This window comes from Pseudooceanicola sp., from assembly GCF_029213205.1.
Lineage (GTDB): Bacteria > Pseudomonadota > Alphaproteobacteria > Rhodobacterales > Rhodobacteraceae > Pseudooceanicola.
In genome coordinates this window covers 59403-81045 of record NZ_JARGNH010000005.1, presented here as the reverse complement: position 1 = coordinate 81045, position 21643 = coordinate 59403, and the positions used below count along the sequence as shown (strand labels likewise).

The following is a 21643-nucleotide window of genomic DNA, read 5'->3' as shown; positions in this document are numbered from 1 at the left end:
CGGTCGGTCGGCTTATCTGCTGGCGATTTTCAGGTCATTCAGCGGAGTATTCAACAGGAGATAGTCACCAACCGCATCACAAGTGGGCATTGCGATGGTCAATTCCTGTGAATTGATCCGGGCGCCGCTGCTGATCTGGAAAACCTGTGCCGAAACGTCGCGCTCACAGGTTTCGGCCAGAACCTCGGCCTCAACCGAAAGACGGACCTTGCCGCCGTTGCGGGCGGTGCCCGAGGGAAAGGTATAGACTTGGGCGATGGTCGATTCTGGCAGAGTCGGATCGCCCAGCGTCATCATGAAGCCGCCTTCGCCACGCGCCGCGATCGTCGGATCGCGGGGGGTATCCACCCAGACATGGCCATCGGCGTCATAACCGGCGCCAAATTCCAGCGCATGCAGCGTCATCCCGGTTTGACCGATGCCTTGCAGCACGGCGCGGTCGTAAAACACCACGGATTCAACTGTAACGAGGGCGACCGCCGCATCGCCAACCGGCAGGTCGGCAGTGAAACGGGCGTTTTCGACCAGCGCCGGAACTGCGATTTCAATGCTGCCGGTGCTGTCGGTCAACTCGCTGAATACCAGCCCTTCGTGGGTAAAGGTCACCCGTGTATAGGGGTCGCATTTTGAGCTGAACTTGAGGTTCACCAGGGCGGCAATCGAATTTTCCGCCTTCAACGTCACCGGGCATTCGGAATCCAGACGCTCTGCATTTGGCAGGGCATCCGGGATCCGGTCGACCATCGCGGTGACCTGCGGTGCCCGGGTCGGCGCGGCCAGAGAGCGCGGCGCATCAGGCCGGTCGCTCAACGATGAGGTCAGCGCAATGCCGGACAATTCGAGCGGCTTTGCCACACCGGGATGTGCCGGTTCCGGCATCGCAAGCGCGGCGGTTTGCATCGGTTCGGCCGGGCTCTGTTGTTGCACGACCTGCGTACTGCCGATCTGCATCAGAAACCCAACGGCTGCGGCAGTGCCCAAGGCACCGGCGACGACTAGAACTTTATTGGAACGGGCCACGATTCCCTCCATGGCTTACATTTCGCTTGGTGTAAGCATGATCAAAAATCGAGGCCGGTCTGTGGCCGCGCCGGGAAACCATTAAGGCGATTGCAAGGCTGCAAGATCAACCGATCTTGCCGTGGCAATGCTTGAATTTCTTGCCCGATCCGCAGGGGCAGAGGTCATTGCGGCCCGGATTTCCCCAGGTGGCGCGGTCGTTTTCGTCAAACCCTGGCACCGCTGCCTCGACCGGCTGCGCCGCGTCTTCGGTGGACTGATCCGATGTCAGCGCGGCTTGCTGCGCAGCCAGCTGCGCCTGAAAGGCCGCCATCTGCTGCTGCTGTTCCTCTTCGGTCATCGGACGGATCCGCGACAGAGTCTCGGTCACATCCTCGCGCAAGGATTCAAGCATGCCCTCGAACAGCTGGAACGCCTCCTTCTTGTATTCGTTCAGCGGATCGCGTTGGGCATAGCCCCGGAACCCGATGACCGAACGCAGATGCTCCATCGTCATCAGATGGTCGCGCCATTTCTGGTCGATGGTCTGCAGCAGGATCTGCTTTTCGATTTGGCGCATGCTGTCGGCGCCGAATGCGGCGGCTTTTTTCGCCATCATCTCGTCACCGGCTTTTTCCAGCCGCTGAACGATGGCCTCGTCATCAACGCCTTCTTCGGCGGCCCATTCCAGCACCGGCACATCCAGCGCCAGCTTTTCGACGCAGGCGGCCTGCAGCCCCTCGACATCCCATTGATCGGCATAGGCCTTGGGCGGGATGTGATGATCGACCAGGTCGTCGATCACTTCATGGCGCATCTCTTTCACGGTTTCGGAAAGATCCTTGGCCTCCATGATCTCCATCCGCTGCGCGAACACCAGCTTGCGCTGTTCATTCATCACATCGTCGAATTTCAGGACGTTCTTGCGCGAGTCAAAGTTGCGGCCCTCAACCTTGGCCTGGGCGCGTTCCAGCGATTTGTTCACCCACGGGTGCACAATCGCCTCACCGTCTTTCATCCCCAGCGTTGACAGCACTTTGTCGAGCCGCTCGGATCCGAAGATCCGCATCAGGTCATCCTCAAGCGACAGGTAGAAGCTGGAGCGCCCCGGATCGCCCTGACGGCCCGAGCGGCCGCGCAGCTGGTTGTCGATGCGGCGGCTTTCGTGGCGTTCGGTGGCCAGAACAAACAGCCCGCCGGCGGCTTTCACATTGGCCTCTTCCTCGGCATGCTCGGCCTCGATCCGGGCGCGCACCTCATCGGGATTCGCCTCGGGATCGGCGGCCAGCGCCTGCATCACCTTCATCTCGACATTGCCGCCGAGTTTGATGTCGGTGCCGCGCCCGGCCATGTTGGTGGCTATGGTGATCGCACCCAGCTTGCCGGCATCGGCAACGATCTGCGCCTCTTGCTCGTGCTGGCGGGCGTTCAGAACATTATGCGGCAGATCCGCCTGTTTCAGCAGATCGGACAGGCTTTCGGATTTCTCGATCGAGGTGGTGCCGACCAGGATCGGCTGACCCTTGGCGTGGGATTCCTTGATGGTCTCGACAATCGCCGCGTATTTCTCGGCGGTGGTGCGATAGACGGCATCATCATCGTCTTTGCGCAAAATCGGCATGTTGGTCGGCACTTCGACCACGCCCAGCTTGTAGATTTCCTGAAATTCCTCGGCCTCGGTCGCCGCGGTTCCGGTCATCCCCGCCAGCTTGTCATACAGCCGGAAATAGTTCTGGAACGTCACCTGCGCCAGCGTCACGTTTTCTGGCTGGATGGTCACGCCTTCCTTGGCCTCGATCGCCTGATGCAAACCGTCAGACAACCGCCGACCGGCCATCATCCGCCCGGTGAATTCATCGACCAGCACGACGTCATCGCCGCGCACCATGTAATCCTTGTCGCGCTGGAACAGCTTATGGGCCCGCAGCGCCTGATTGACATGGTGGATCACCGTGGTGCTTTCGGGATCGTAGAGCGTCTGATCCTCGGGCAGCAGGCCGCGCTTGTGCAGCTCGGCCTCAAGGAATTCATTGCCTTCGTCGGTAAAGGTCGCCTGCCGCATCTTTTCGTCGACGGTGTACATGCCCTCGTCGATCAACGGGATCAGCGCGTTGATGCTCTGATAGAGATCGCTGCGGTCCTCCGACGGGCCCGAGATGATCAGCGGCGTGCGCGCCTCGTCGATCAGGATGCTGTCGACCTCATCGACAATCGCGAAGTTGTGGCCGCGCTGATTCATCTCCGACAGGTCGGATTTCATGTTGTCGCGCAGATAGTCAAAGCCCAGTTCGTTGTTGGTGGCATAGGTCACGTCACAGCGATAGGCGGCGATCTTTTCGTCATTGGGCTGCTGCGGATAGACCGCGCCGGTGGTCAGGCCCAGCGCCCCGAACACCTTGCTCATCCAATCCGCGTCGCGTCTGACCAGGTAATCGTTGACCGTGACGATATGCACGCCCTTGCCGGTCAGCGCGTTCAGATAGGCCGGAAAGGTGGCGACCAGGGTCTTGCCCTCACCGGTCTTCATCTCGGCGATATTGCCCTGGTGCAGGAAAATCCCGCCCATCAGTTGAACATCAAAGGCCCGCAGGCCCAGCGCCCGTTTCGCCGCCTCACGGCAATTGGCAAAGGCTTCGGGCAGCAGGTCGTCCAGGCTTTCACCGCCCATCGCCCGCTTGGCCAGTTCCTCGGTCTTGTCCTTCAATCCCGCGTCACTCAGCGCCTCGAATTCGGGCTCCAGCGCGTTGATCTTTTCCACCAGCGGCCGGGTCGCCTTTACCTTCCGGTCATTCGGCGTTCCGAAGACCTTTTTGGCGAGTGTCCCGATACCTAACATGGCAATTCCGATCCGGTCATTGACGACAACGTGCAAAAGCGCGGGGTTGAATGGCCGCCACGGCCCCCATAGAACGGGCCGCAATGGCCACTCACGCCTTAAACATAAGGCGATGTAAGGGGGCGGCCGGATAGTGTCAACGCCACGCGCCGGACCATTCGGCACATGCGCCAAGGAAGGAACACAATGCCCATCACCACGACCCTGCGTGCCGGACTTATTGCCGCCGCTCTGACCTTGCCCGGCTTTGCCCTGGCACAGAGCGAAACCATCACCAAGCCGGATGAAAGTCAGGTCAATCCCGATGCCAAACCGGCCACCGCGGACACCGTCGTCGCCACCGTGAACGGCACCGATATCACGCTGGGTCACATGATCATGATCCGCGCCGGCCTGCCCGATCAATATGCGCAATTGCCAGCCGACGTGCTGTTCACCGGCATCCTGGATCAACTGGTTCAGCAGGAGGCCCTGGCCCAATCCTGGACCGGTGATCTGCCCAAGGCGGTCACCCTGACACTGGACAATGAGCGCAGCGGCCAGATCGCCAGCGCCGCGGTCGAGGACTTCTTGAAAACCGCGCTGAGCGAGGCCGAGATCCAGGCCGCTTACGACGAGAATTATTCCGCCGCTTCGGATGAAAGCGAATACAAGGCGCGCCACATCCTGGTCGAGACCGAGGACGAGGCCAAAGCGCTGATCGAAGCGCTGGACGGTGGCGCCGATTTCGCCACCCTGGCCAAGGAAAAATCGACCGGCCCCTCCGGCCCCAACGGTGGCGATCTGGGCTGGTTCGGCCAGGGCATGATGGTCAAACCCTTCGAGGATGCGGTGGTCGCCCTTGCGCCAGGCAGCTACACCAAGGAACCGGTGCAGACCCAGTTCGGCTGGCATGTCATCCTGCTGGAAGAGACCCGCGCCAAAGCCGCCCCGTCGCTGGACGAGGTGCGCGGCGAGATCGAAGTCGAACTTCAGCGCACCAAGGTTCAAGAGCTGATTGACGGGCTGGTGGAAAAAGCCAATGTCGACCGCAGCGGTGCCGAAGGCATCGACCCGACCCAGCTGACCAATATGCAACTCGTGGAGTAATCCGAATGGGCAAATATCCTGTCTCTCCGCTCGCACCCGCAGCCTTTCCGGCTTTGCCGGTGATCGAGGGCGTCGCCTTTGCCACCATCGCGGCAGGGGTTCGATACGCGGGCCGGACAGATGTGATGTTGGCCCGACTGGCCCCCGGCACCACCATCGCCGGGGTGTTCACCCGCTCCTCCACCCGCGCGGCACCGGTGCTGGATTGCCAGGCCAAGATCGGCGGCGACAGCGATGCCGGCGCCGCGATCATCGTGAATTCCGGCAACGCCAACGCCTTTACCGGGCGCAGCGGCATTGACGCCACCCGCGCCGTGACCCGTGCCGTGGCCGCGGAGCTGGGCCTGCCGGAAACACGGGTGTTTTCCTCATCCACCGGGGTGATCGGGGAAAAGCTGCCCGCCGGGCGGATCACTGACAAGGTCCATGATTTGTCCGCCGCGCTGGACCCCGGCAAGATCGCCGAAGCGGCGCAGGCGATCATGACCACCGACACCTTTCCCAAGGGCGCCTCGGCGCAGGTCGAACTGGGCGGCAAAACCGTGCAGATCGCCGGATTCGCCAAAGGATCGGGCATGATCGAGCCGGATATGGGCACCATGCTGGTTTATATCTTTACCGACGCCAAGGTGGCGCGCCCGCTGCTGCAACAGATGGTGTCCGAGCTCTCCGACCGCAGCTTCAACTGCATCACCGTCGACAGCGACACCTCGACCTCTGACACCCTGCTGGTCGCGGCGACGGGCACATCGGGTGCCGCGGTTACCAGCACCGAAGGGCCATTCCGCGACGCCTTGCACTCCGTCATGCTCGACCTGGCGCATCAGGTGGTCAGGGACGGCGAGGGCGCAACCAAATTCGTCGAAATCGAAGTGACCGGTGCCACCAGTGACCAGGAGGCGCGGATCCATGGCAAATCCATCGCCAATTCGCCGCTGGTGAAGACCGCGATTGCCGGTGAGGATCCGAATTGGGGCCGCGTGGTGATGGCAATCGGCAAGTCCGGGGCCGAGGCCGACCGCGATCTGATCACCATTCGCTTTGGCGAGGTGCTGGTCGCAGAAAAAGGCTGGGTCGCGGACAGCTATCGTGAGGCCGATGGCGCCAATTACATGAAGGGCCAGAACCTGAAGATCGCTGTCGACCTCGGTCTTGGCAGTGGCAGCGCCACGGTCTGGACCTGCGACCTGACCCATCAATACATCACCATCAACGCCGACTATCGCTCGTGACCATTGTCCTGGTCTCTGCCGTCGCGCTGATCGATGTCGATGGGCGGGTGCTGCTGGCGCAACGGCCCGAGGGCAAATCGATGGCCGGGCTCTGGGAATTTCCCGGCGGCAAGGTGGAACCGGGCGAAACCCCCGAGGCGGCACTGATCCGCGAATTGCACGAGGAGCTTGGCATCGACACCTGGTCCTCCTGCCTGGCGCCGCTGACCTTTGCCTCGCATGGCTATGACGATTTTCACCTGCTGATGCCGCTGTTCGCCTGCCGCAAGTGGAACGGCACCCCGCGCGGCCGCGAGGGCCAGGCGCTGAAATGGGTGCGGGCGCATGACTTGAAGTCCCACCCGATGCCGCCCGCAGATATTCCGCTGATCCCGATCCTGCGCGATTGGCTGTGACCAGCAATCAACGAATCATGTAATTTTGATTCGGTTTTGTTATAATGGTGGCCGTCTCTGTGGGGGGGATTCGAAATCATGACCAGAACAATAACACTGGGAAACTACGTCTCGGTTCAGGGCACGTTTGTCCGCCAATTGTCGGATGGCCGGATCGAGGTACAGGTCGGTGACAAGATTTTCGCAGGCACGCCTGTGACGCAAACCGCCTCGGTCGCCTGAACCGCAACTGATCCGTGAACAGCCGCCCGAGGGTAGGTCGCTAAGCCTGCCTTTCGCGCCAACATTGCCTGAGATGTGTTTCCCGCTGGCCTGCCGCGGCAGAGCGGGTAGGATCGCCTGACTCGTCACTTGGTCAGGCTCCCATGGATTCGGTATTTGTTCTGATTGCCCTCGCCGGGGCTTTTTTTTACGCGCTTGGTATCGTTCTGGCCCCCCTGGGCCTGCGGGTCGCGCCGCCAGTCGTCGGCGGATCGGTCAGCGTGCCCAGCGCGGCGCTGTTTTTCCTGATCCTGGCGCCATTCACCATAGATTTCTCCAGCTGGACGCAGAAGGGTGCGCTGCTGTTCATGTTCGCCGGGCTGGTGTTTCCGGCGATGGTCACCCTGCTGAATTTCGCTGGCAATATCCGGCTGGGTCCGAACCTGTCGGGCGCCCTGGGCAACCTCACTCCGATTTTCGCAGTCGGCGCCGCGACCCTGCTGCTGGATGATGTGCCCGGTCCCTGGCAATTGATCGGCATCCTGGCGGTCTGCGGCGGTCTGTTGCTGCTGGCGGCGGAGCGGATGCGCCTGCATAGCCGCGCCGCGCTCTGGGCGCTGACGATTCCGCTGGCGGCGGCGGTGCTGCGTGGCACCATGCAACCGGTGGTCAAGCTGGGGCTGGAAAGCTGGCCAGATGCCTTTGCCGCAACCACCATCGGCTATGTCGCCTCGGCTGTGATGCTGATCACCGTGCGCCGCTTTGTATCGCCCGCGCCGCTGCCGCGTGACCCGCGGATGCTGTGGTATTGCGTGATCGGGGTCTGCAACGGGCTGTCAGTGATTTTTCTCTACAGCGCGCTGTCGCTGGGTCCGGTCACCAAGGTGGCGCCGTTGGTGGCCACCTATCCGCTGATCGTGATGGCATTGAACCGGGTGATCCACGGCGACCGGACGCTGACCCGGCTGACCTTTATCGGCATTGCGATATCGGTCGCCGGGGTGGCGCTGGTTCTGTCAGTCTAGGAAAAAGGCGGCGGGCGCCGGCTTTAGGCCAGCGTCCGCGCCACTTCCTCACGCTCAAAGATCTCGATGACATCGCCGGCGCGAATATCGTCGTAATTCTCGAACGCCATACCGCATTCCTGACCGGACTGGACTTCTGAGACTTCGTCCTTGAACCGCTTCAGGGTTTTCAGCGTGCCCTCGTGCACCACCACATCGTCGCGCAGCAGACGCACACCCGCCGAGCGGCGCGCGGTGCCTTCGGTAACCAGGCAGCCCGCAACCTTGCCGACGCCGGTGACCTTGAACACCTCTTTGATCTGCGCGTAGCCAATAAAGGTTTCGCGGATCTCGGCCGAAAGCAGACCTTCGGCAGCGGCTTTTATATCATCCACAAGGTCGTAGATGACGCTGTAATAGCGAATCTCGACGCCCTTCTGGTTGGCCGAATTGCGGGCCGGGGCATTGGCACGCACGTTAAAGCCAATCACCGGCGCGCCGGAGGCTTCGGCCAGCGAGATGTCCGATTCGGTGATCGCGCCAACACCGGAATGCAGCACCCGCACCCGGACCTCTTCGTTGCCGATCTTTTCCATCACTTGAACGATGGCCTCGGCCGAACCCTGCACATCCGCCTTAACGACGATCGGCATTTCGGTCAGATTCTCGCTATCTTTCGCCTTTTGCATCAGCTGCTCGAGCGTCGTAGCCGCGCCGGCAGCGGCGCGTTTGTCTTTCGACACCTGCGCCCGATACTCGGCGATTTCACGGGCCTGCGATTCGGTCGTCACCACGTTCAGAACATCGCCGGCTTCCGGGGTGCCGTTCAGGCCCAGAACCTCGACCGGGATCGAAGGTCCGGCTTCGGGAATGCGCTCGCCACGGTCGTTGATCAACGCCCGGACCTTGCCCCATTGTTCGCCGACGACAAAGATATCGCCCTGACGCAGGGTGCCGCGCTGCACCAGAACCGTGGCGACAGGGCCACGGCCAACGTCCAGCTGCGCCTCGATCACCGCGCCTTCGGCCGCCCGATTCGGGTTGGCCTTCAGCTCAAGAATCTCGGATTGCAGCGCAATCGCTTCGAGCAGCTCATCAAGCCCCTGACCGGTGACGGCCGAAACTTCGACGTCCTGAACTTCACCAGACAGTTTTTCGACAATGATTTCATGTTGCAGCAGATCGGTGCGCACCTTGTTCGGGTTCGCCTCGTGCTTGTCGATCTTGTTGATCGCCACGATCATCGGCACCTTGGCCGCCTTGGCGTGATTGATCGCCTCGATGGTCTGCGGCATCACCGCGTCGTCTGCGGCCACAACCAGAACCACGATATCGGTGACATGCGCACCGCGCGACCGCATCGATGTAAAGGCCGCGTGACCCGGCGTGTCGAGGAAGGTCAGCTTGGCACCGGTGTCGGTTTCAACCTGGTAGGCACCGATATGCTGGGTGATTCCCCCGGCTTCACCGGCCACCACCTTGGCTTTGCGAATCGCGTCGAGCAGCGAGGTCTTGCCGTGATCGACATGGCCCATGATCGTCACGACCGGCGGCCGTGGTTGCAGATCACTGGGGCTGTCTTCGGATGAGGCGATCACCTGTTCGACGTCCGAATCAGACACCCGAACGATGTTGTGACCGAATTCCTCGACAATCAGCTCGGCGGTGTCGGCATCGATCGACTGATTCTGTGTGACCATCATGCCGTTGTTCATCAGCGCCTTGACCACGTCGCCGACCCGTTCCGCCATCCGGTTGGCCAATTCGCCGACCATGATCGCCTCGGGCACCTGCACGTCGCGCACGACCTTTTCGCGCGCAACCGGGCCGCCCATGGCTTTTTGCCGGGCGCGCTCTTGCTTGCGCTTCATCGCAGCCATCGACCGTTGCCGGCCACCTTCGCCGCCCGACAGCGCCTGATTCAGCGTCAGCTTGCCGGCGCGGCGGTTGCCATCATCGGTGCGGGTCTTGCGACCGCCGCGATCGTCGCGGTCGTTGCGTTCCGGCGTTGCCGGTTTGCCACGCGCCGCAGGGGCACCACGGCCACCGCTACGCTGGGGTTGTTCTTCGCCTGGTGCCGGAGGCGGGGCGGCGGCGCGTTTGGCGGCCTCTTCGGCCTCACGCTTGACGCGTTCCTCTTCGGCGGCCTTGGCCTTCAGCGCTTCTTCGCGCTCACGCTCTTCGCGCTCCTTGGCTTCGGCTTCTTCGCGGCGGCGCTTGCGATCTGCCTCGCGGGCCTTTTCCTCGGCCAGACGTTCGGCGGCTTCGCCGGCTTCGCGCTGCTTGGCAGCCTGCAGCGCCTTCATCCGACGCTCCATCTCCGCGTCGGTTATCCCGGCGGGACGTTTCGAGGGGTTGCCACCTGGGCGGTTGGAACCGGACGCAGATGCGCCGCCCGCGCCTTGCCCGGGCTTGGGCACGACGACGCGCTTGCGTTTGGTTTCCACCACGACGTTCTTGGTCCGGCCGTGGCTGAAGCTCTGCTTCACATTCCCCGACCGGGGCCCACCATGCACGCCGAGAGTTCGTTTGCCGTCTTGGTCACTCATCTACGTATTACTTCCTTTCAGGCGGGGCTTGCCCGCCGGGGTCGGCACGCAGGCCCTTGAGCCGTTGCGCCTCATCTACAACACGTTTCGCCAGACCGCCAGCCGCCAAAGCGGCATGAACCGTTGTTTGGCGGCCAAAGGCCTGTCCGATTTCATCCGCCGTCAGGCATCCGACAAAGCGCCCACCCTCAGGGGTGGACAATTTTGACTTGCCGCGCCCCGATCCATCAATGGCCTGAATCAGGATTCGCGCCCGTTCGGTTTCGAGCCAGCCCTTGACCTTTTCATAGCCCGATACCGCCGCGCCGGACTTTCGCGCCAGCGCGATCAAGTCCACCAGATGGCGTGCCACGGCGCCTTCGACAAGGTCCGCGATCGCTTTTGGCACCACCACCGGCTGCCGCGCGGCGCGGGCAAACAGCTTTTTCTTCTCTGCCTGTTCCAGCGCGCCACGTTCCGCCGTCACCCAGATCCCGCGACCCGGCAGCTTTTCCAGCACGTCCGGCACCAGCTGCCCGTCCGGCGACACCACGAATCGGATCAGCCCAGCCTTCGGCGCCGCCTCGCCCGTGACAATGCACTTGCGTTCGGAATCGTCGGACCGATCTTTCTTTGCTCCGCCGCGGGTCATGCCTCAGGCTCCGTTCACCGAGACCTCAGGCCTCGGCTTCCTCGTCAGTTTCATCCGCTTCTTCATCCGCTTCGGCAGAATCGGCCACCAGATCGGCAGGATCGACCCACCCCAGCGACACCCGCGCGGTCATGATCAAGTGTTGCGCCTCGTCCAGCGACATATCGTATTTCTCAAGCAGACCGTCATCCTTGACCCGCTCGCCGTTCACCGTGGTCCAGCCGCCCGCCAATTCCCAATCGGCGCAGGTGGCGAAATCTTCGAGGGTTTTCACCCCGTCCTCCGCCAGCGCCTCGACCATTTGCGGGGTCAGGCCTTCGAATTCGATCAGGCTGTCCTCGACCCCGAGTTCGCGGGCATGGGCCAGCGCCGCCTTGGCCTTGGCTTCGATGAAGTCGCGGGCCCGGGCCTGAAGTTCGGCGGCGGTGCTGTCATCGACGCCGTCGATCACCAACAATTCGTCCTGATCGACATAGGCGACCTCTTCGAGACTGGTGAAGCCTTCGGAGACCAGCAGTTGCGCAAAGAATTCGTCGAGGTCGAGCGTGTCCATGAACAGCTTGGTGCGTTCTTCGAATTCCTTCTGCCGACGCTCGGATTCCTCGGCCTCGGTCATGATATCGATGTCGAGCCCGGTCAGCTGCGACGCCAACCGCACGTTCTGACCGCGCCGACCAATCGCCAGCGACAGCTGTTCATCGGGCACCACCACTTCGATTCGCTCCGCTTCCTCGTCGAACACCACCTTGGAAACTTCGGCGGGCTGCAATGCGTTCACCAGGAAGGTCGGCACATCTTCGGACCAGGGGATGATGTCGATCTTTTCACCCTGCAGTTCGTTCACCACGGCCTGCACCCGGCTGCCGCGCATCCCGACACAAGCGCCGACCGGGTCGATGCTGCTGTCATAGGAAATCACCGCAATCTTGGCGCGGCTGCCCGGGTCACGGGCCACGGCCTTGATTTCGATGATGTTGTCATAGATTTCCGGGACTTCCATCTTGAACAGCTCCGCCATGAATTGCGGATCGGTGCGCGACAGGAAGATTTGCGGCCCGCGCACTTCGCGGCGGACGTCCTTGATATAGCAGCGGATGCGATCGTTCGGGCGGTACGCCTCGCGCCCGATCTTTTCGTTACGGCGCAGAATCGCCTCGCCGGACCCAACATCGACGATGACGTTGCCATATTCCTCGCGCTTGACCTGACCGTTGATGATCGTGCCGACGCGGTCCTTGAATTCCTCGAACTGGCGGTCGCGTTCGGCTTCGCGGACCTTTTGCAGGATCACCTGCTTGGCCGATTGCGCCGCGATCCGGCCCATTTCGACCGGCGGCACCTCTTCGACGAACTCGTCACCCACCTTGGGATCGGCCATGTATTGCTTGGCCTGCTCAACCGTCATCTCGGCCTGATAATTCTCAAGATCTTCATCCGCGACCACGGTGCGAACCCGGGTAAAGCGGGCGCGACCGGTCTTGCGGTCGATGGTCACCTGAATGTCCATTTCGCTGCCGTAGCGGCTCTTGGCGGCCCGGGCGAGCGATTCTTCCATCGCTTCGATGACCAGCACGGGGTCGATCATCTTTTCCCGCGCCACGGCTTCGGCGGTTTGCAACAGCTCAAGCTGGTTGGCAGAGGTGATAGCCATTGGTCTTAGTCCTCCTCGGAACCATCATCGGCCTTGATCTCGTCAAAGGCGTCTTCGTTCAGGGTTTCCGCGTCTTTGCGGGCTTTCAGCATTTCCTTGATCAACTCGTCGGTCAGGACCAGCTTGGCATCCGCCAGCCAGTCGAGCTTTAGCCCAACCGTCCCGGCCTCGATATTGATCAAGATCTCGTCATCCTCGACTCCGGCCAGCACGCCCTTGAAGCGTTTTTGCCCGTCGATCATCTGACTGGTCTCGATCCGGGCCTCGTAGCCTTCAAAGGTCTCGAAATCCTTCAGCCGGGTCAGCGGCCGGTCAATGCCCGGGCTCGACACTTCCAGCGTATAGGGGTCGGTGATCGGATCCTCGACATCCAGAACCGCCGAAATCGCGGTGGAAATCCGGGCGCATTCGGCGACTTCGATGCCGCCGCCGGGGCGTTCGGCCATGATCTGCAGCGTCTTGGCCGTCACGTTTCCACCGGTCAGGCGCAAGCGCACCAATTCGAAGCCCAGATCTTCGATCACGGGGGTCACGATTTCGGCCAGGCGCCGGTCGATGGCTGCTTTGGCGATCAGGTCGGTCATCGGAGTCCTTTGGACACAAAAAAACGGGCGCGCGGCCCGTCGATTATGTCGGTGGTGCTTTGGACCAGAGCCCGGCGCGCCGCTGTTGAGGCGGATATAGGCAGAATCACCCCCCGGCGCAAGTCACATTCCTGCACCGGGCCCAGGCCGGGGAAGGCGCGGTCGCCAAAACAGGAATGCACAAGCTTCGCCCGCCCTCTCCCACCCGGTCAGGGATCATGCTAGAGGCCCGGACCGAGCGGGACAGCAACAAAGGACAGAGAGCGATGAACCACCAGAGAATTCCGACCAAGGACGACATGCCCCCCAACGACAGTTGGGTGCTCGTTGACGATGAGGGGTTCGTCGGCCTGGTCGGCCCGATCTGGGCTCTTAACGTCGAGGATGCGCCGCAAATCGTCGGTTTTCGTGCCGCCGACCGGCACCGCAACCTGAACGGTGTCGTGCAGGGCGGTATGTTGATGACCCTGGCCGACCGAGGCTTGGGCCGCATCGTGCGCGACTCCAACGGCGCCCCGACAGCAACGATACATTTCAGCTATGATTTCATGGGCGCAGGCGAAATCGGGGCGTTCATCGAACTGCACTCGAGAATCGCCCGCGAAACCAAAAGCCTGTGCTTCATGGAAGGACAGGTCATTGCGGATGGCAAAGTGATCGGTCGCGCCAATGGCGTGTGGAAAAAATTCCGCGCCGACGCCGCGACCTGAGGCCCTACCCCATCGCAATCCGGTTCATCGCCCGCACCAGCTCGGCGCTGATTTCGGGCTCGGACAGGGCGTGGCCTGCATTCGGGATCATCCGCAATTCGCTGCGCGGCCAGCGCGCCGCCAGCTCATAGGCCATGCGCGGCGGGCAGATCATGTCATAACGGCCCTGCACGATGATGCCGGGAATATCGGCGATCCGGTCCATCCGGTTCAGAATATGCCCATCCTCGGCCAGGAATCCAGCATGGCTGAAATAATGGTTCTCCAGCCGGGCAAAGGCACGGGCATAATCGCCCGGCGGCTCGCCGCCCTGACCGTTCGAGGCAATCGAGGCCAGCGCGTTTTCCCATTGCGACCAGGCGCGGCCATAGCGCACCTCTTCGGCCATATCTCCGGAAAACAGCCGTTTGTGATAGGCGGCGATCAGATCGTCCCGCTCTGCCTCAGGGATCAGCCCCTCGAACCGGGCCCAGACCTCGGGCCAGAACCGTCCGGCGCCACCCGCGTAGAACCAGTCAAGCTCGTCTCGCGTCATCAGAAAGACACCGCGCAGCACCAGCCGCTTGGTCCGGCTGGGATGGGTCTGAGCATAGATCAGCGACAGGGTCGCGCCCCAGCTGCCGCCGAACACGATCCAGTCCTTGATCCCCAGAACCTCGCGGATCCGTTCGATATCGCCGACCAGATGCCAGGTGGTGTTCGCCTCGACGCTGGCATGTGGCCGTGACCGACCGCAGCCACGCTGATCGAATAGGATGATTCGGTAAAACGACGGATCAAAATAACGCCGCATCGCCGGGCTGCAGCCGCCCCCCGGACCACCATGCAACACCACCACCGGCTGCCCCTCGGGGTTGCCGGATTGTTCAACATAGAGCGAATGGCCATCGCCCACGTCCAGCATTCGCCGGTCGAACGGGTCGATCGGCGGGTGCAGAAATTGGACTGCGCTCTTTTTGCCCGAGTATTTATCCATTCTCGTCCTATATAGACGCTGACATGCCGAGGTTACCCAAGAGATAGGCCATGCGCGCGACACAGACCACTATCGATCCGACCGAAGTTGCCAAATTCGAAGCGATGGCCGCCGATTGGTGGGATCCGACCGGCAAGTTCAAGCCCCTGCACATGATGAATCCGGTGCGGCTGGATTATATCAGCAGCCAGATCGCCGCCGAATTCGACCGCGATTTGCAGCAGCCGCAACCATTTGCCGGGCTGCGGATTCTCGATATCGGCTGTGGTGGCGGCCTGCTCTGCGAACCGATGGCGCGACTCGGCGCTGAGGTGGTCGGGGCCGACGCCGCCGCCGGCAATATCCCGGTGGCGCAGATCCATGCCGAACTCTCCGGGCTCACGATCGACTATCGTCACACCACCGCCGAGGCGCTGGCGGAGGCGGGCGAGCAATTCGACGTGGTGCTGAATATGGAGGTGGTCGAGCATGTCGCCGACCCGCTGACCTATCTCAGCGCCTGCCATGACCTGCTGAAACCCGGCGGGCTGCATCTGTGTTCGACGATCAACCGCAATCCCAAGAGCTTTGCCATGGCCATCGTCGGGGCCGAATTCGTCATGCGCTGGCTGCCGCGCGGCACCCATGACTGGCAGAAATTCATCACCCCGGACGAATTGTTCGACCTGCTGCGCCGCGCCGGGCTGGAGCCGGTGGATCGCAAGGGATACCTGTTCAACCCGGTGTCCTGGCAATGGCGGATTTCTGATCGCGACCTGTCGGTGAATTACGTCACCGCCGCGCTGCGCCCGGAATAGAGCCTATTTGCGCTAGTCGCCCGCAAGGCGCAGGCGCAATTCGCGCAGGATCGGCAGCGCCGCGCGGACCTTGTCCTCACCCATGTCGCCGATCAGCGCATGCACCATCGGGGTGATCGCGTTCAACGCCGTATCCCGGGCCAGGGTCCCGGCGGGGGAAATGGCCACCATCTTGCGCCTGGCATCGTCCCAATCGGGGCGGATGTGGATGTAACCGGACAGTTCCAGCCGGTTCAGGGTGTTGGTCATCGCCCCCCGGGTGACGTGAAAGGTCTTGGCCAATTGCGCGGGGCTGCGTTCCTCGCCGGACCGCGCCAGATGATTGAGAACCGAGAAATGCGAAATCTCCATCCCCTTGGGCAACACCCGGCTCAGCCGGTTGCGGACCAGTTGGTCCGAGGTCAGGATCTCGCTGAACAACGTCACCGCCAGGGAATTTGAACTGTCGGTCATCGGTCCAGCCGAAATTCCCGATCATGCGACAGCGACGGCACCTTGCCGCGCGCCGCGTCCACCTGGGCGATGTCGAGATCGAAACAGGCGATGCCCGGCTCGATCCCTTGATCGACCACCACCTCGCCCCAGGGTGCGACCACCATGCCATGACCATGGGTGCTGCGCGCCCGGCCACGGCTGACACTGTGGGTGCCGCATTGCGCCGGGGCCAGAACCCAGCAGCCGGTTTCGATCGCCCGCGCCCGCAGCAGGCTTTCCCAATGCGCCTGTCCGGTCAGCGGCGAAAACGCCGCCGGAATCGTCAACACCTGCGCCCCGGCCTGTGCCAGGGTGCGGTAGAGATGCGGAAACCGGATGTCGTAACAGACGCTCATCCCGATCCGGGCAAAATCAGCCTCAGCCAGAACCGCCCTGTCGCCGGGCCGATAGCCTGCTGATTCGCGGTAGGTTTCGGTTTCGCTGACCTGCACATCGAACATGTGGATCTTGTCATACCAGGCGACCTGCGCACCCTCGGGTGAGATCAGGAACGACCGGTTGGCAAAGCGGCCATCGGGGTCGCTGGTCTTTAGCCCAAGCGATCCCAGCAACAGCCAGATCCCCAGCTCCCGGCACAGATCCGGCATCACCGCCAGAAACGGGTCTTCGGCGGGCTGAGACAACACCGCCTCTTGCTGGCTGCGGCTGGCGGAGACGCAATTGGTGACCTCGGGCGTCAGCACGAATCCGGCACCCTGTCCGGCTGCCTCGCGCAAGAGATCCGACACCAGCGCCAGATTTTCCTCCGGAATGTCAGAAGAGGTGATCTGTAGCAGCGCGGTCTTCATGCCTCGGCCAGCAGCGGGTCGAGTTTGCCCGCCTGCTCCAAGGCGTAAAGTTCGTCACAGCCACCGACATGAGTGTCGCCGATAAAGATCTGTGGCACCGTGCGTCCGCCATTGGCCCGCTGCATCATCTCGGCCCGTCGGTTCGGCTCGCGCGCCACATCGACTTCGCTAAAGCTCACACCTTTTGATTTCAGCAGCCGTTTGGCTGCATGACAGAACCCACAATACGGCGTGGTGTAGATTTCGACGGGTTTCATATGGCCTCCGACAGCAAGGTAGTTGCCGGAACTTAAGCCGCTTTTGCCGCCCGCGCCAGAGTCACCACCGATACCGGGCCTGCGCCCGCCTCAAGACAGGCGCGGCTGGCGGCGGCCAGAGTCGCGCCGGTGGTCATCACATCATCCACCAGCAGCACCTTACGGCCGCTGATCCGCGCCCGGTTTCGCTCGGCCAGCACAATCGCGCTATCCAGCATCGCGAACCGCGCCTCGGCCCCCAACCCTTCCAGAGCCCGGGTCGCACGCGGGCGCCACAACAGATCCGGGCAACATTCCGCGCCGATTTCGGCTGCCAAGGCCCGGGCCAGAAGCGCCGATTGGTTGTAGCGCCGCCGGATCAGCCGCCAACGGTGCAGCGGCACCGGCGCGATCAGCACCCCGCTCAGGTCGAGCCCGCGCAGCCCCTGCGCCAGCCAATGACCGCAGGGCGCCACCATATCCTGCCGGTCGCCATGTTTCAGCGCCAGCACCAGCCGCCGCCCATTGCCGTCATAGAGCATCGCCGCCCGCCCCTGCACCCAGGGCCGGGCGCGCGAAAGACATTCATCACAATGGGCAATTTCACCCGGCCCGCCACCGGGCAACGGCAGCCCGCAGAGATCACAGGTGAATCCAGTGATAAACGGTGTCTCGCGCCAGCAGGGCCCGCAGAGGCCCTGATCGCTGTCGACGATTTCGCCACAGGTCAGGCAGCGTGGCGGATACAGAACCCTGAGAGCCGTTTGAATATTCATCCCCGCCCTTCTATTCTGGCCGCCATGACCACACCGCGCCTGTCCGACCCCACCGCCCTGACCCGCAACCGCGCCCGCGCGCGGCCCGAGGCCCTGTTTCTGCATGACCGGGCGATGGACGATATTCAGGCTCGCCTCGCCATGGTTAACAGGACGTTTACGACGCCGCTGATCATTGGCCCTTTCGCCTCCTATTGGGCCGCCGGGCTGGGCCTGCCGAACCCGCGGGCCATTGCCGATACCGACACGCTGGCCATCACGCCCGGCGCCCATGATCTGGCGATTCACGCGCTTGGGCTGCACTGGTCCTCTGACCCCGTCGGACAGCTGATCCAGGCCCGCCGCGCCCTGCGCCCGGATGGTTTGCTGCTGGCTTGCCTGTTTGGCGGGCAGACCCTGCATGAACTGCGCGCCACGCTGGCCGAAGCTGAGAGTCAGATCACCGGCGGCCTGTCGCCCCGAGTGGCGCCAATGGCCGAAATCCGCGACCTGGGTGGGCTGATGCAGCGCGCCGGCCTGGCCCTGCCGGTGGCCGATTGCGACCGGTTGAGCGTCACCTATGACAGCGCCTTTCACCTGATGCGCGACCTGCGGGCGATGGGCGAGGCGAATGCGCTGCAGCACCGGCTGCGGCGCCCGACCCGGCGCGCGGTGCTGACCCGCGCCGCCGAGATCTATGCCGAGGCGCACGCCAATGCCGACGGGCGCATTGGCGCCACCTTCGAAATCATCCACCTGTCCGGCTGGGCCCCCGACGACAGCCAGCCACAGCCGCTGCGTCCCGGCAGCGCGACCCATCGCCTCGCCTCAGCGCTCGGGGCAACGGAAACGCCGCTCAAGGATTGACCGGGCGGCAAAAGACTCTATCTGCGGCCAGGACGATCAGGAGAACCAAGATGCCAGCCGACGCCAGCCGCCCACCCCATGCGCCCGCGAATCACCCCGCGCTGCCGCGCGAAAAGGTCGGCGTTCTGATTGCCAATCTCGGCACCCCGGACGCCACCGATTACTGGTCAATGCGGCGCTATCTGAATGAATTCCTGTCTGACCGCCGGGTAATCGACTATCCGCGCTGGAAATGGCAGCCCATTCTCCAGGCCATCGTGCTGACCATTCGCCCGTTCAAATCCGGCGCCGCCTATCGGACAATCTGGAACACCGAAGCGGACGAAAGCCCGCTGATGACGATCACCAAACTGCAGGCGGCAAAGCTGTCTGAATCTCTGCGTGATCGGTATGGCGACACGGTCATGGTCGATTTCTGTATGCGCTATGGCAACCCGTCGACCCGCTCAAAGGTTCGGGCGATGGTGGCGGCGGGCTGCACAAAGATCCTGTTTTGCCCACTTTACCCGCAATACGCCGGGGCGACCGTGGCCACCGCCAATGATGAATTCTTTCGCGCCCTGAGGGATGAGACATGGCAGCCCGCCACCCGGACCCTGCCACCCTATTTCGACGATCCCGCCTATATCGACGCGCTGGCGCAATCGGTCGAGCGTGGCTATGCGGCGGCCGAGTCAGAGCCGGACATCCTGGTCTGTTCCTACCACGGCTTGCCGCAACGTTATCTGACCGAAGGCGATCCCTATCACTGCCAATGCCAGAAAACCACGCGGCTGCTCAAGGAACGGCTGGGCTGGGCGGATGATCGAATCATCACGACATTCCAGTCGAAATTCGGCCCCGAGGACTGGCTGCAGCCCTACACCGTCGAAGAGGTTGCCCGGCTGGCCGACTCCGGAAAGAAAAGGGTGGCGGTCATTGCCCCGGCCTTTTCCGCCGATTGCATCGAGACGCTGGAAGAGATCAACGAAGAGATTCGCGAAAGTTTTGAGCATGCGGGCGGTGAACGCTTCACCTATATCCCCTGCCTGAACGATGATTCCGCACATATCGCAGCGCTCACCGGCCGGATTGCCGCGAATCTGCGCGGCTGGCTTGAGTGACCGCGAAATCGCTGATTAGCACGGAAACCTGATCATCAGACATGAAAAAAGGCGGTGGAAAACCACCGCCTTTTTCCTTTTACTTGGTCGACTCAGCCGAGTGCGATTGCGGCACCGATCGCAACAAGCAGCAGCAGCGGAATCAGGAGACCCGACGACGAGCTGGTGGTCTCTTCAACGATCACGGGAGCTTCGATAATCGGCTCGGCCATGGAGCCGGCGTATGCGGTCGAAGCAGCAGCAACCATAGCGGCAGCGATAACGAGTTTCTTCATAATATCCTCCAGATATGCGTCCGATACCCTCAACAGGTGAAAGGACAAGGAACGCCCAAGACTTACCTCGTGACTCGTTCTAACCAGCAAAACCGATGGATTGCAATTGCCGTCAAACGGTTGCCGCCGCGGCACCGCCAGTTTGTCGTCAAATAAGCAACACCTGCGTGCCCACATTGGTCAGCTCGAAAAGTTCGGCGATATGTTCGTTGTAGAGACCGATGCAACCACTCGACGACCGGCGGCCGATTTTCCGCGTGTCGTGGGTGCCGTGAATCCGGTAATAGGTCCAGCTCAGATACAGCGCATGGGTGCCCAGCGGGTTATCCGGACCCGGGCCGACATAAGGCGGCCATTCTGGATTGCGCTTTATCATCGACGGGGTTGGCCGCCATTCCGGGCCGACGACCTTGCGCACGATCGAGGTGCGGCCGCGCCGGGTCAGCTCTTCGGTCAACGGCACCGAGGTCGGGTAAAGCTTGTAGATCGATTGATCCGCCGACCAGAAATGTAGCGCCCGGCTGGTGGTATCGACCAGAACCGCGCCACCTGCCGTACTGCTGAAATAGGGTCGCCAATCCAGCGAGCGGAACGACGAAATATTGCGCCGCACCACTTCGTCCGGGTCACGCTCGACGATGGTCGAATTCTCGAAAGGCGAGGTGTAGGCCGAGGTCGTCTGAGCCAGCGCCGGTGCGGCAAGAAATGCCGCGCTGCCAGCCAGAAACGCCCTGCGTCCTTTCGGTTTCTGCGAATTGAACATCTGTTTCTCCTTCGAGCCGCGGTGAATGCCGCCCAAGATATGGCCCTGGCGCCGCAGTCGCAATTCAAACTCTTGTCACCGGGACCTCGCGCCGCGAAGTGGGTTTGTCAAGCAACGCTGGGCGCGCTAAGTCTGAGGTCAACTGATCTTGACGCGGGTATTTCATGCGACTGTCCCTTTTGCTTGCTCCGGCGCTGCTGCTGTTGGCCGCCTGCACCGAACCAACAACCGAAACCCAGTTGGCGTCCGATGGCAGGCCGCTGCCCAAACTCTATCGCATCCGCGCTGGCGACGAGGCGCGTATCCAATACGAGATCCTGGATGGGGTAAACGCGCTGCGCCAGGCCGCCGGCGCCGTGCCAGTCACCCTCGATCCGCGACTGAACGCCGCCGCCGCCACCCATTCGCGCGACATGGCCAATCAGAACCGGCCCTGGCATTTCGGTTCCGACGGGTCCTCGCCGATGGATCGCGTCCGCCGGGTTGGCTATACTGGTGAAATGTTGGGCGAAAATATCTCGGAAACCTATGAGAGCGAGCTCGAGACCCTGTCCGCCTGGATGGAGCAGCCCGACACCCGTGACGTGATTCTCGACCGCCGTGGCCAGCATCTGGGATTCGCCTGGCACCAAGAAAACAGCGGCAAGATCTGGTGGACTTTGATCATGGGCGGCAACGGCTCAGCTGCGGCACCGGACAGCTGATCT

At 62.4% G+C, this 21643-nt stretch carries 23 protein-coding genes; 10 read left to right on the top strand and 13 right to left on the bottom strand.

What is annotated here, in order from left to right:
* Nucleotides 1–12: 12 nt before the first annotated feature.
* Nucleotides 13–951, bottom strand: coding sequence for a translocase (locus P1U48_RS06040; protein WP_301068027.1), 939 nt, complete (start codon nucleotides 949–951; stop codon nucleotides 13–15).
* Between the two features lie 175 nt (nucleotides 952–1126).
* Nucleotides 1127–3835 carry a preprotein translocase subunit SecA gene (gene secA, locus P1U48_RS06035; RefSeq protein WP_301068026.1) on the bottom strand — a complete coding sequence of 903 codons (2709 nt, stop codon included), beginning with the start codon at nucleotides 3833–3835 and terminating at the stop codon, nucleotides 1127–1129.
* Between the two features lie 186 nt (nucleotides 3836–4021).
* Here secA and P1U48_RS06030 point away from each other — a divergent pair, with 186 nt between their 5' ends.
* The 5 genes from P1U48_RS06030 to P1U48_RS06010 all read left to right on the top strand — a co-directional run bounded on the left by P1U48_RS06030 (nucleotide 4022) and on the right by P1U48_RS06010 (nucleotide 7777).
* Nucleotides 4022–4924, top strand: a complete 903-nt coding sequence (locus P1U48_RS06030) for a peptidylprolyl isomerase (RefSeq protein WP_301068025.1) — start codon at nucleotides 4022–4024, stop codon at nucleotides 4922–4924.
* 5 nt (nucleotides 4925–4929) lie between these two features.
* The gene (gene argJ, locus P1U48_RS06025; protein WP_301068024.1) at nucleotides 4930–6156 is read left to right on the top strand and encodes a bifunctional glutamate N-acetyltransferase/amino-acid acetyltransferase ArgJ; all 1227 of its coding nucleotides are present in this window, start codon (nucleotides 4930–4932) and stop codon (nucleotides 6154–6156) included.
* Nucleotides 6153–6551 (top strand): 8-oxo-dGTP diphosphatase MutT, encoded by a 399-nt coding sequence (gene mutT / locus P1U48_RS06020; protein ID WP_301068023.1) that lies wholly within the window; start codon nucleotides 6153–6155, stop codon nucleotides 6549–6551. Before argJ ends, mutT begins: the two co-directional genes overlap by 4 nt.
* A 78-nt stretch (nucleotides 6552–6629) precedes the next feature.
* Nucleotides 6630–6773 (top strand): hypothetical protein, encoded by a 144-nt coding sequence (locus tag P1U48_RS06015; RefSeq protein WP_301068021.1) that lies wholly within the window; start codon nucleotides 6630–6632, stop codon nucleotides 6771–6773.
* 143 nt (nucleotides 6774–6916) lie between these two features.
* Complete coding sequence (locus P1U48_RS06010; protein ID WP_301068019.1) at nucleotides 6917–7777, top strand: DMT family transporter; 861 nt, start codon at nucleotides 6917–6919, stop codon at nucleotides 7775–7777.
* Nucleotides 7778–7800: 23 nt separating this feature from the next.
* On the opposite strand, the gene infB is transcribed toward P1U48_RS06010, so the two are convergent.
* From infB to rimP, 4 genes are read right to left on the bottom strand one after another with little or no spacing between them, the layout of a single operon-like run.
* Nucleotides 7801–10305: a translation initiation factor IF-2 gene (gene infB, locus P1U48_RS06005; RefSeq protein ID WP_301068018.1), complete on the bottom strand. Its 2505-nt coding sequence runs from the start codon at nucleotides 10303–10305 to the stop codon at nucleotides 7801–7803.
* A 7-nt stretch (nucleotides 10306–10312) separates the two neighbouring features.
* Complete coding sequence (locus P1U48_RS06000) at nucleotides 10313–10936, bottom strand: RNA-binding protein (protein WP_301068017.1); 624 nt, start codon at nucleotides 10934–10936, stop codon at nucleotides 10313–10315.
* 25 nt (nucleotides 10937–10961) lie between these two features.
* Nucleotides 10962–12587: a transcription termination factor NusA gene (nusA, locus tag P1U48_RS05995; protein ID WP_301068016.1), complete on the bottom strand. Its 1626-nt coding sequence runs from the start codon at nucleotides 12585–12587 to the stop codon at nucleotides 10962–10964.
* 5 nt (nucleotides 12588–12592) lie between these two features.
* Nucleotides 12593–13171 carry a ribosome maturation factor RimP gene (gene rimP / locus P1U48_RS05990; RefSeq protein ID WP_301068015.1) on the bottom strand — a complete coding sequence of 193 codons (579 nt, stop codon included), beginning with the start codon at nucleotides 13169–13171 and terminating at the stop codon, nucleotides 12593–12595.
* 266 nt (nucleotides 13172–13437) lie between these two features.
* Between rimP and P1U48_RS05985 the strand changes: the two genes are divergently transcribed.
* Nucleotides 13438–13881: a PaaI family thioesterase gene (locus P1U48_RS05985; protein ID WP_301068014.1), complete on the top strand. Its 444-nt coding sequence runs from the start codon at nucleotides 13438–13440 to the stop codon at nucleotides 13879–13881.
* Between the two features lie 4 nt (nucleotides 13882–13885).
* Here the strand turns inward: P1U48_RS05985 and pip are convergent, their stop codons facing one another.
* Nucleotides 13886–14857 carry a prolyl aminopeptidase gene (pip, locus tag P1U48_RS05980; RefSeq protein ID WP_301068012.1) on the bottom strand — a complete coding sequence of 324 codons (972 nt, stop codon included), beginning with the start codon at nucleotides 14855–14857 and terminating at the stop codon, nucleotides 13886–13888.
* A 50-nt stretch (nucleotides 14858–14907) separates the two neighbouring features.
* Between pip and ubiG the strand changes: the two genes are divergently transcribed.
* Nucleotides 14908–15654 carry a bifunctional 2-polyprenyl-6-hydroxyphenol methylase/3-demethylubiquinol 3-O-methyltransferase UbiG gene (gene ubiG / locus P1U48_RS05975; RefSeq protein WP_301068010.1) on the top strand — a complete coding sequence of 249 codons (747 nt, stop codon included), beginning with the start codon at nucleotides 14908–14910 and terminating at the stop codon, nucleotides 15652–15654.
* Nucleotides 15655–15666: 12 nt separating this feature from the next.
* On the opposite strand, the gene P1U48_RS05970 is transcribed toward ubiG, so the two are convergent.
* From P1U48_RS05970 to P1U48_RS05955, 4 genes are read right to left on the bottom strand one after another with little or no spacing between them, the layout of a single operon-like run.
* A complete protein-coding gene (locus tag P1U48_RS05970) occupies nucleotides 15667–16107 on the bottom strand; it encodes a MarR family transcriptional regulator (protein ID WP_301068008.1) in 441 nt (146 codons plus the stop codon).
* A complete protein-coding gene (locus P1U48_RS05965; RefSeq protein WP_301068007.1) occupies nucleotides 16104–16937 on the bottom strand; it encodes a carbon-nitrogen hydrolase family protein in 834 nt (277 codons plus the stop codon). Before P1U48_RS05965 ends, P1U48_RS05970 begins: the two co-directional genes overlap by 4 nt.
* The gene (gene grxC, locus P1U48_RS05960) at nucleotides 16934–17194 is read right to left on the bottom strand and encodes a glutaredoxin 3 (protein WP_301068005.1); all 261 of its coding nucleotides are present in this window, start codon (nucleotides 17192–17194) and stop codon (nucleotides 16934–16936) included. The genes P1U48_RS05965 and grxC overlap by 4 nt, the downstream gene beginning before the upstream one ends.
* 32 nt (nucleotides 17195–17226) lie before the next feature.
* Complete coding sequence (locus P1U48_RS05955; protein ID WP_301068003.1) at nucleotides 17227–17949, bottom strand: double zinc ribbon domain-containing protein; 723 nt, start codon at nucleotides 17947–17949, stop codon at nucleotides 17227–17229.
* Between the two features lie 24 nt (nucleotides 17950–17973).
* Between P1U48_RS05955 and P1U48_RS05950 the strand changes: the two genes are divergently transcribed.
* Nucleotides 17974–18795, top strand: a complete 822-nt coding sequence (locus tag P1U48_RS05950; RefSeq protein WP_301068001.1) for an SAM-dependent methyltransferase — start codon at nucleotides 17974–17976, stop codon at nucleotides 18793–18795.
* Nucleotides 18796–18845: 50 nt separating this feature from the next.
* Nucleotides 18846–19898, top strand: coding sequence for a ferrochelatase (hemH, locus tag P1U48_RS05945; protein WP_301067999.1), 1053 nt, complete (start codon nucleotides 18846–18848; stop codon nucleotides 19896–19898).
* 92 nt (nucleotides 19899–19990) lie between these two features.
* Here the strand turns inward: hemH and P1U48_RS05940 are convergent, their stop codons facing one another.
* Both P1U48_RS05940 and P1U48_RS05935 read right to left on the bottom strand, forming a co-directional pair.
* A complete protein-coding gene (locus P1U48_RS05940) occupies nucleotides 19991–20173 on the bottom strand; it encodes a hypothetical protein (RefSeq protein ID WP_301067998.1) in 183 nt (60 codons plus the stop codon).
* 148 nt (nucleotides 20174–20321) lie between these two features.
* Complete coding sequence (locus P1U48_RS05935; RefSeq protein ID WP_301067997.1) at nucleotides 20322–20936, bottom strand: L,D-transpeptidase; 615 nt, start codon at nucleotides 20934–20936, stop codon at nucleotides 20322–20324.
* Between the two features lie 164 nt (nucleotides 20937–21100).
* Between P1U48_RS05935 and P1U48_RS05930 the strand changes: the two genes are divergently transcribed.
* Nucleotides 21101–21640 (top strand): CAP domain-containing protein, encoded by a 540-nt coding sequence (locus tag P1U48_RS05930; RefSeq protein WP_301067995.1) that lies wholly within the window; start codon nucleotides 21101–21103, stop codon nucleotides 21638–21640.
* The last annotated feature ends 3 nt before the right edge of the window (nucleotides 21641–21643 follow it).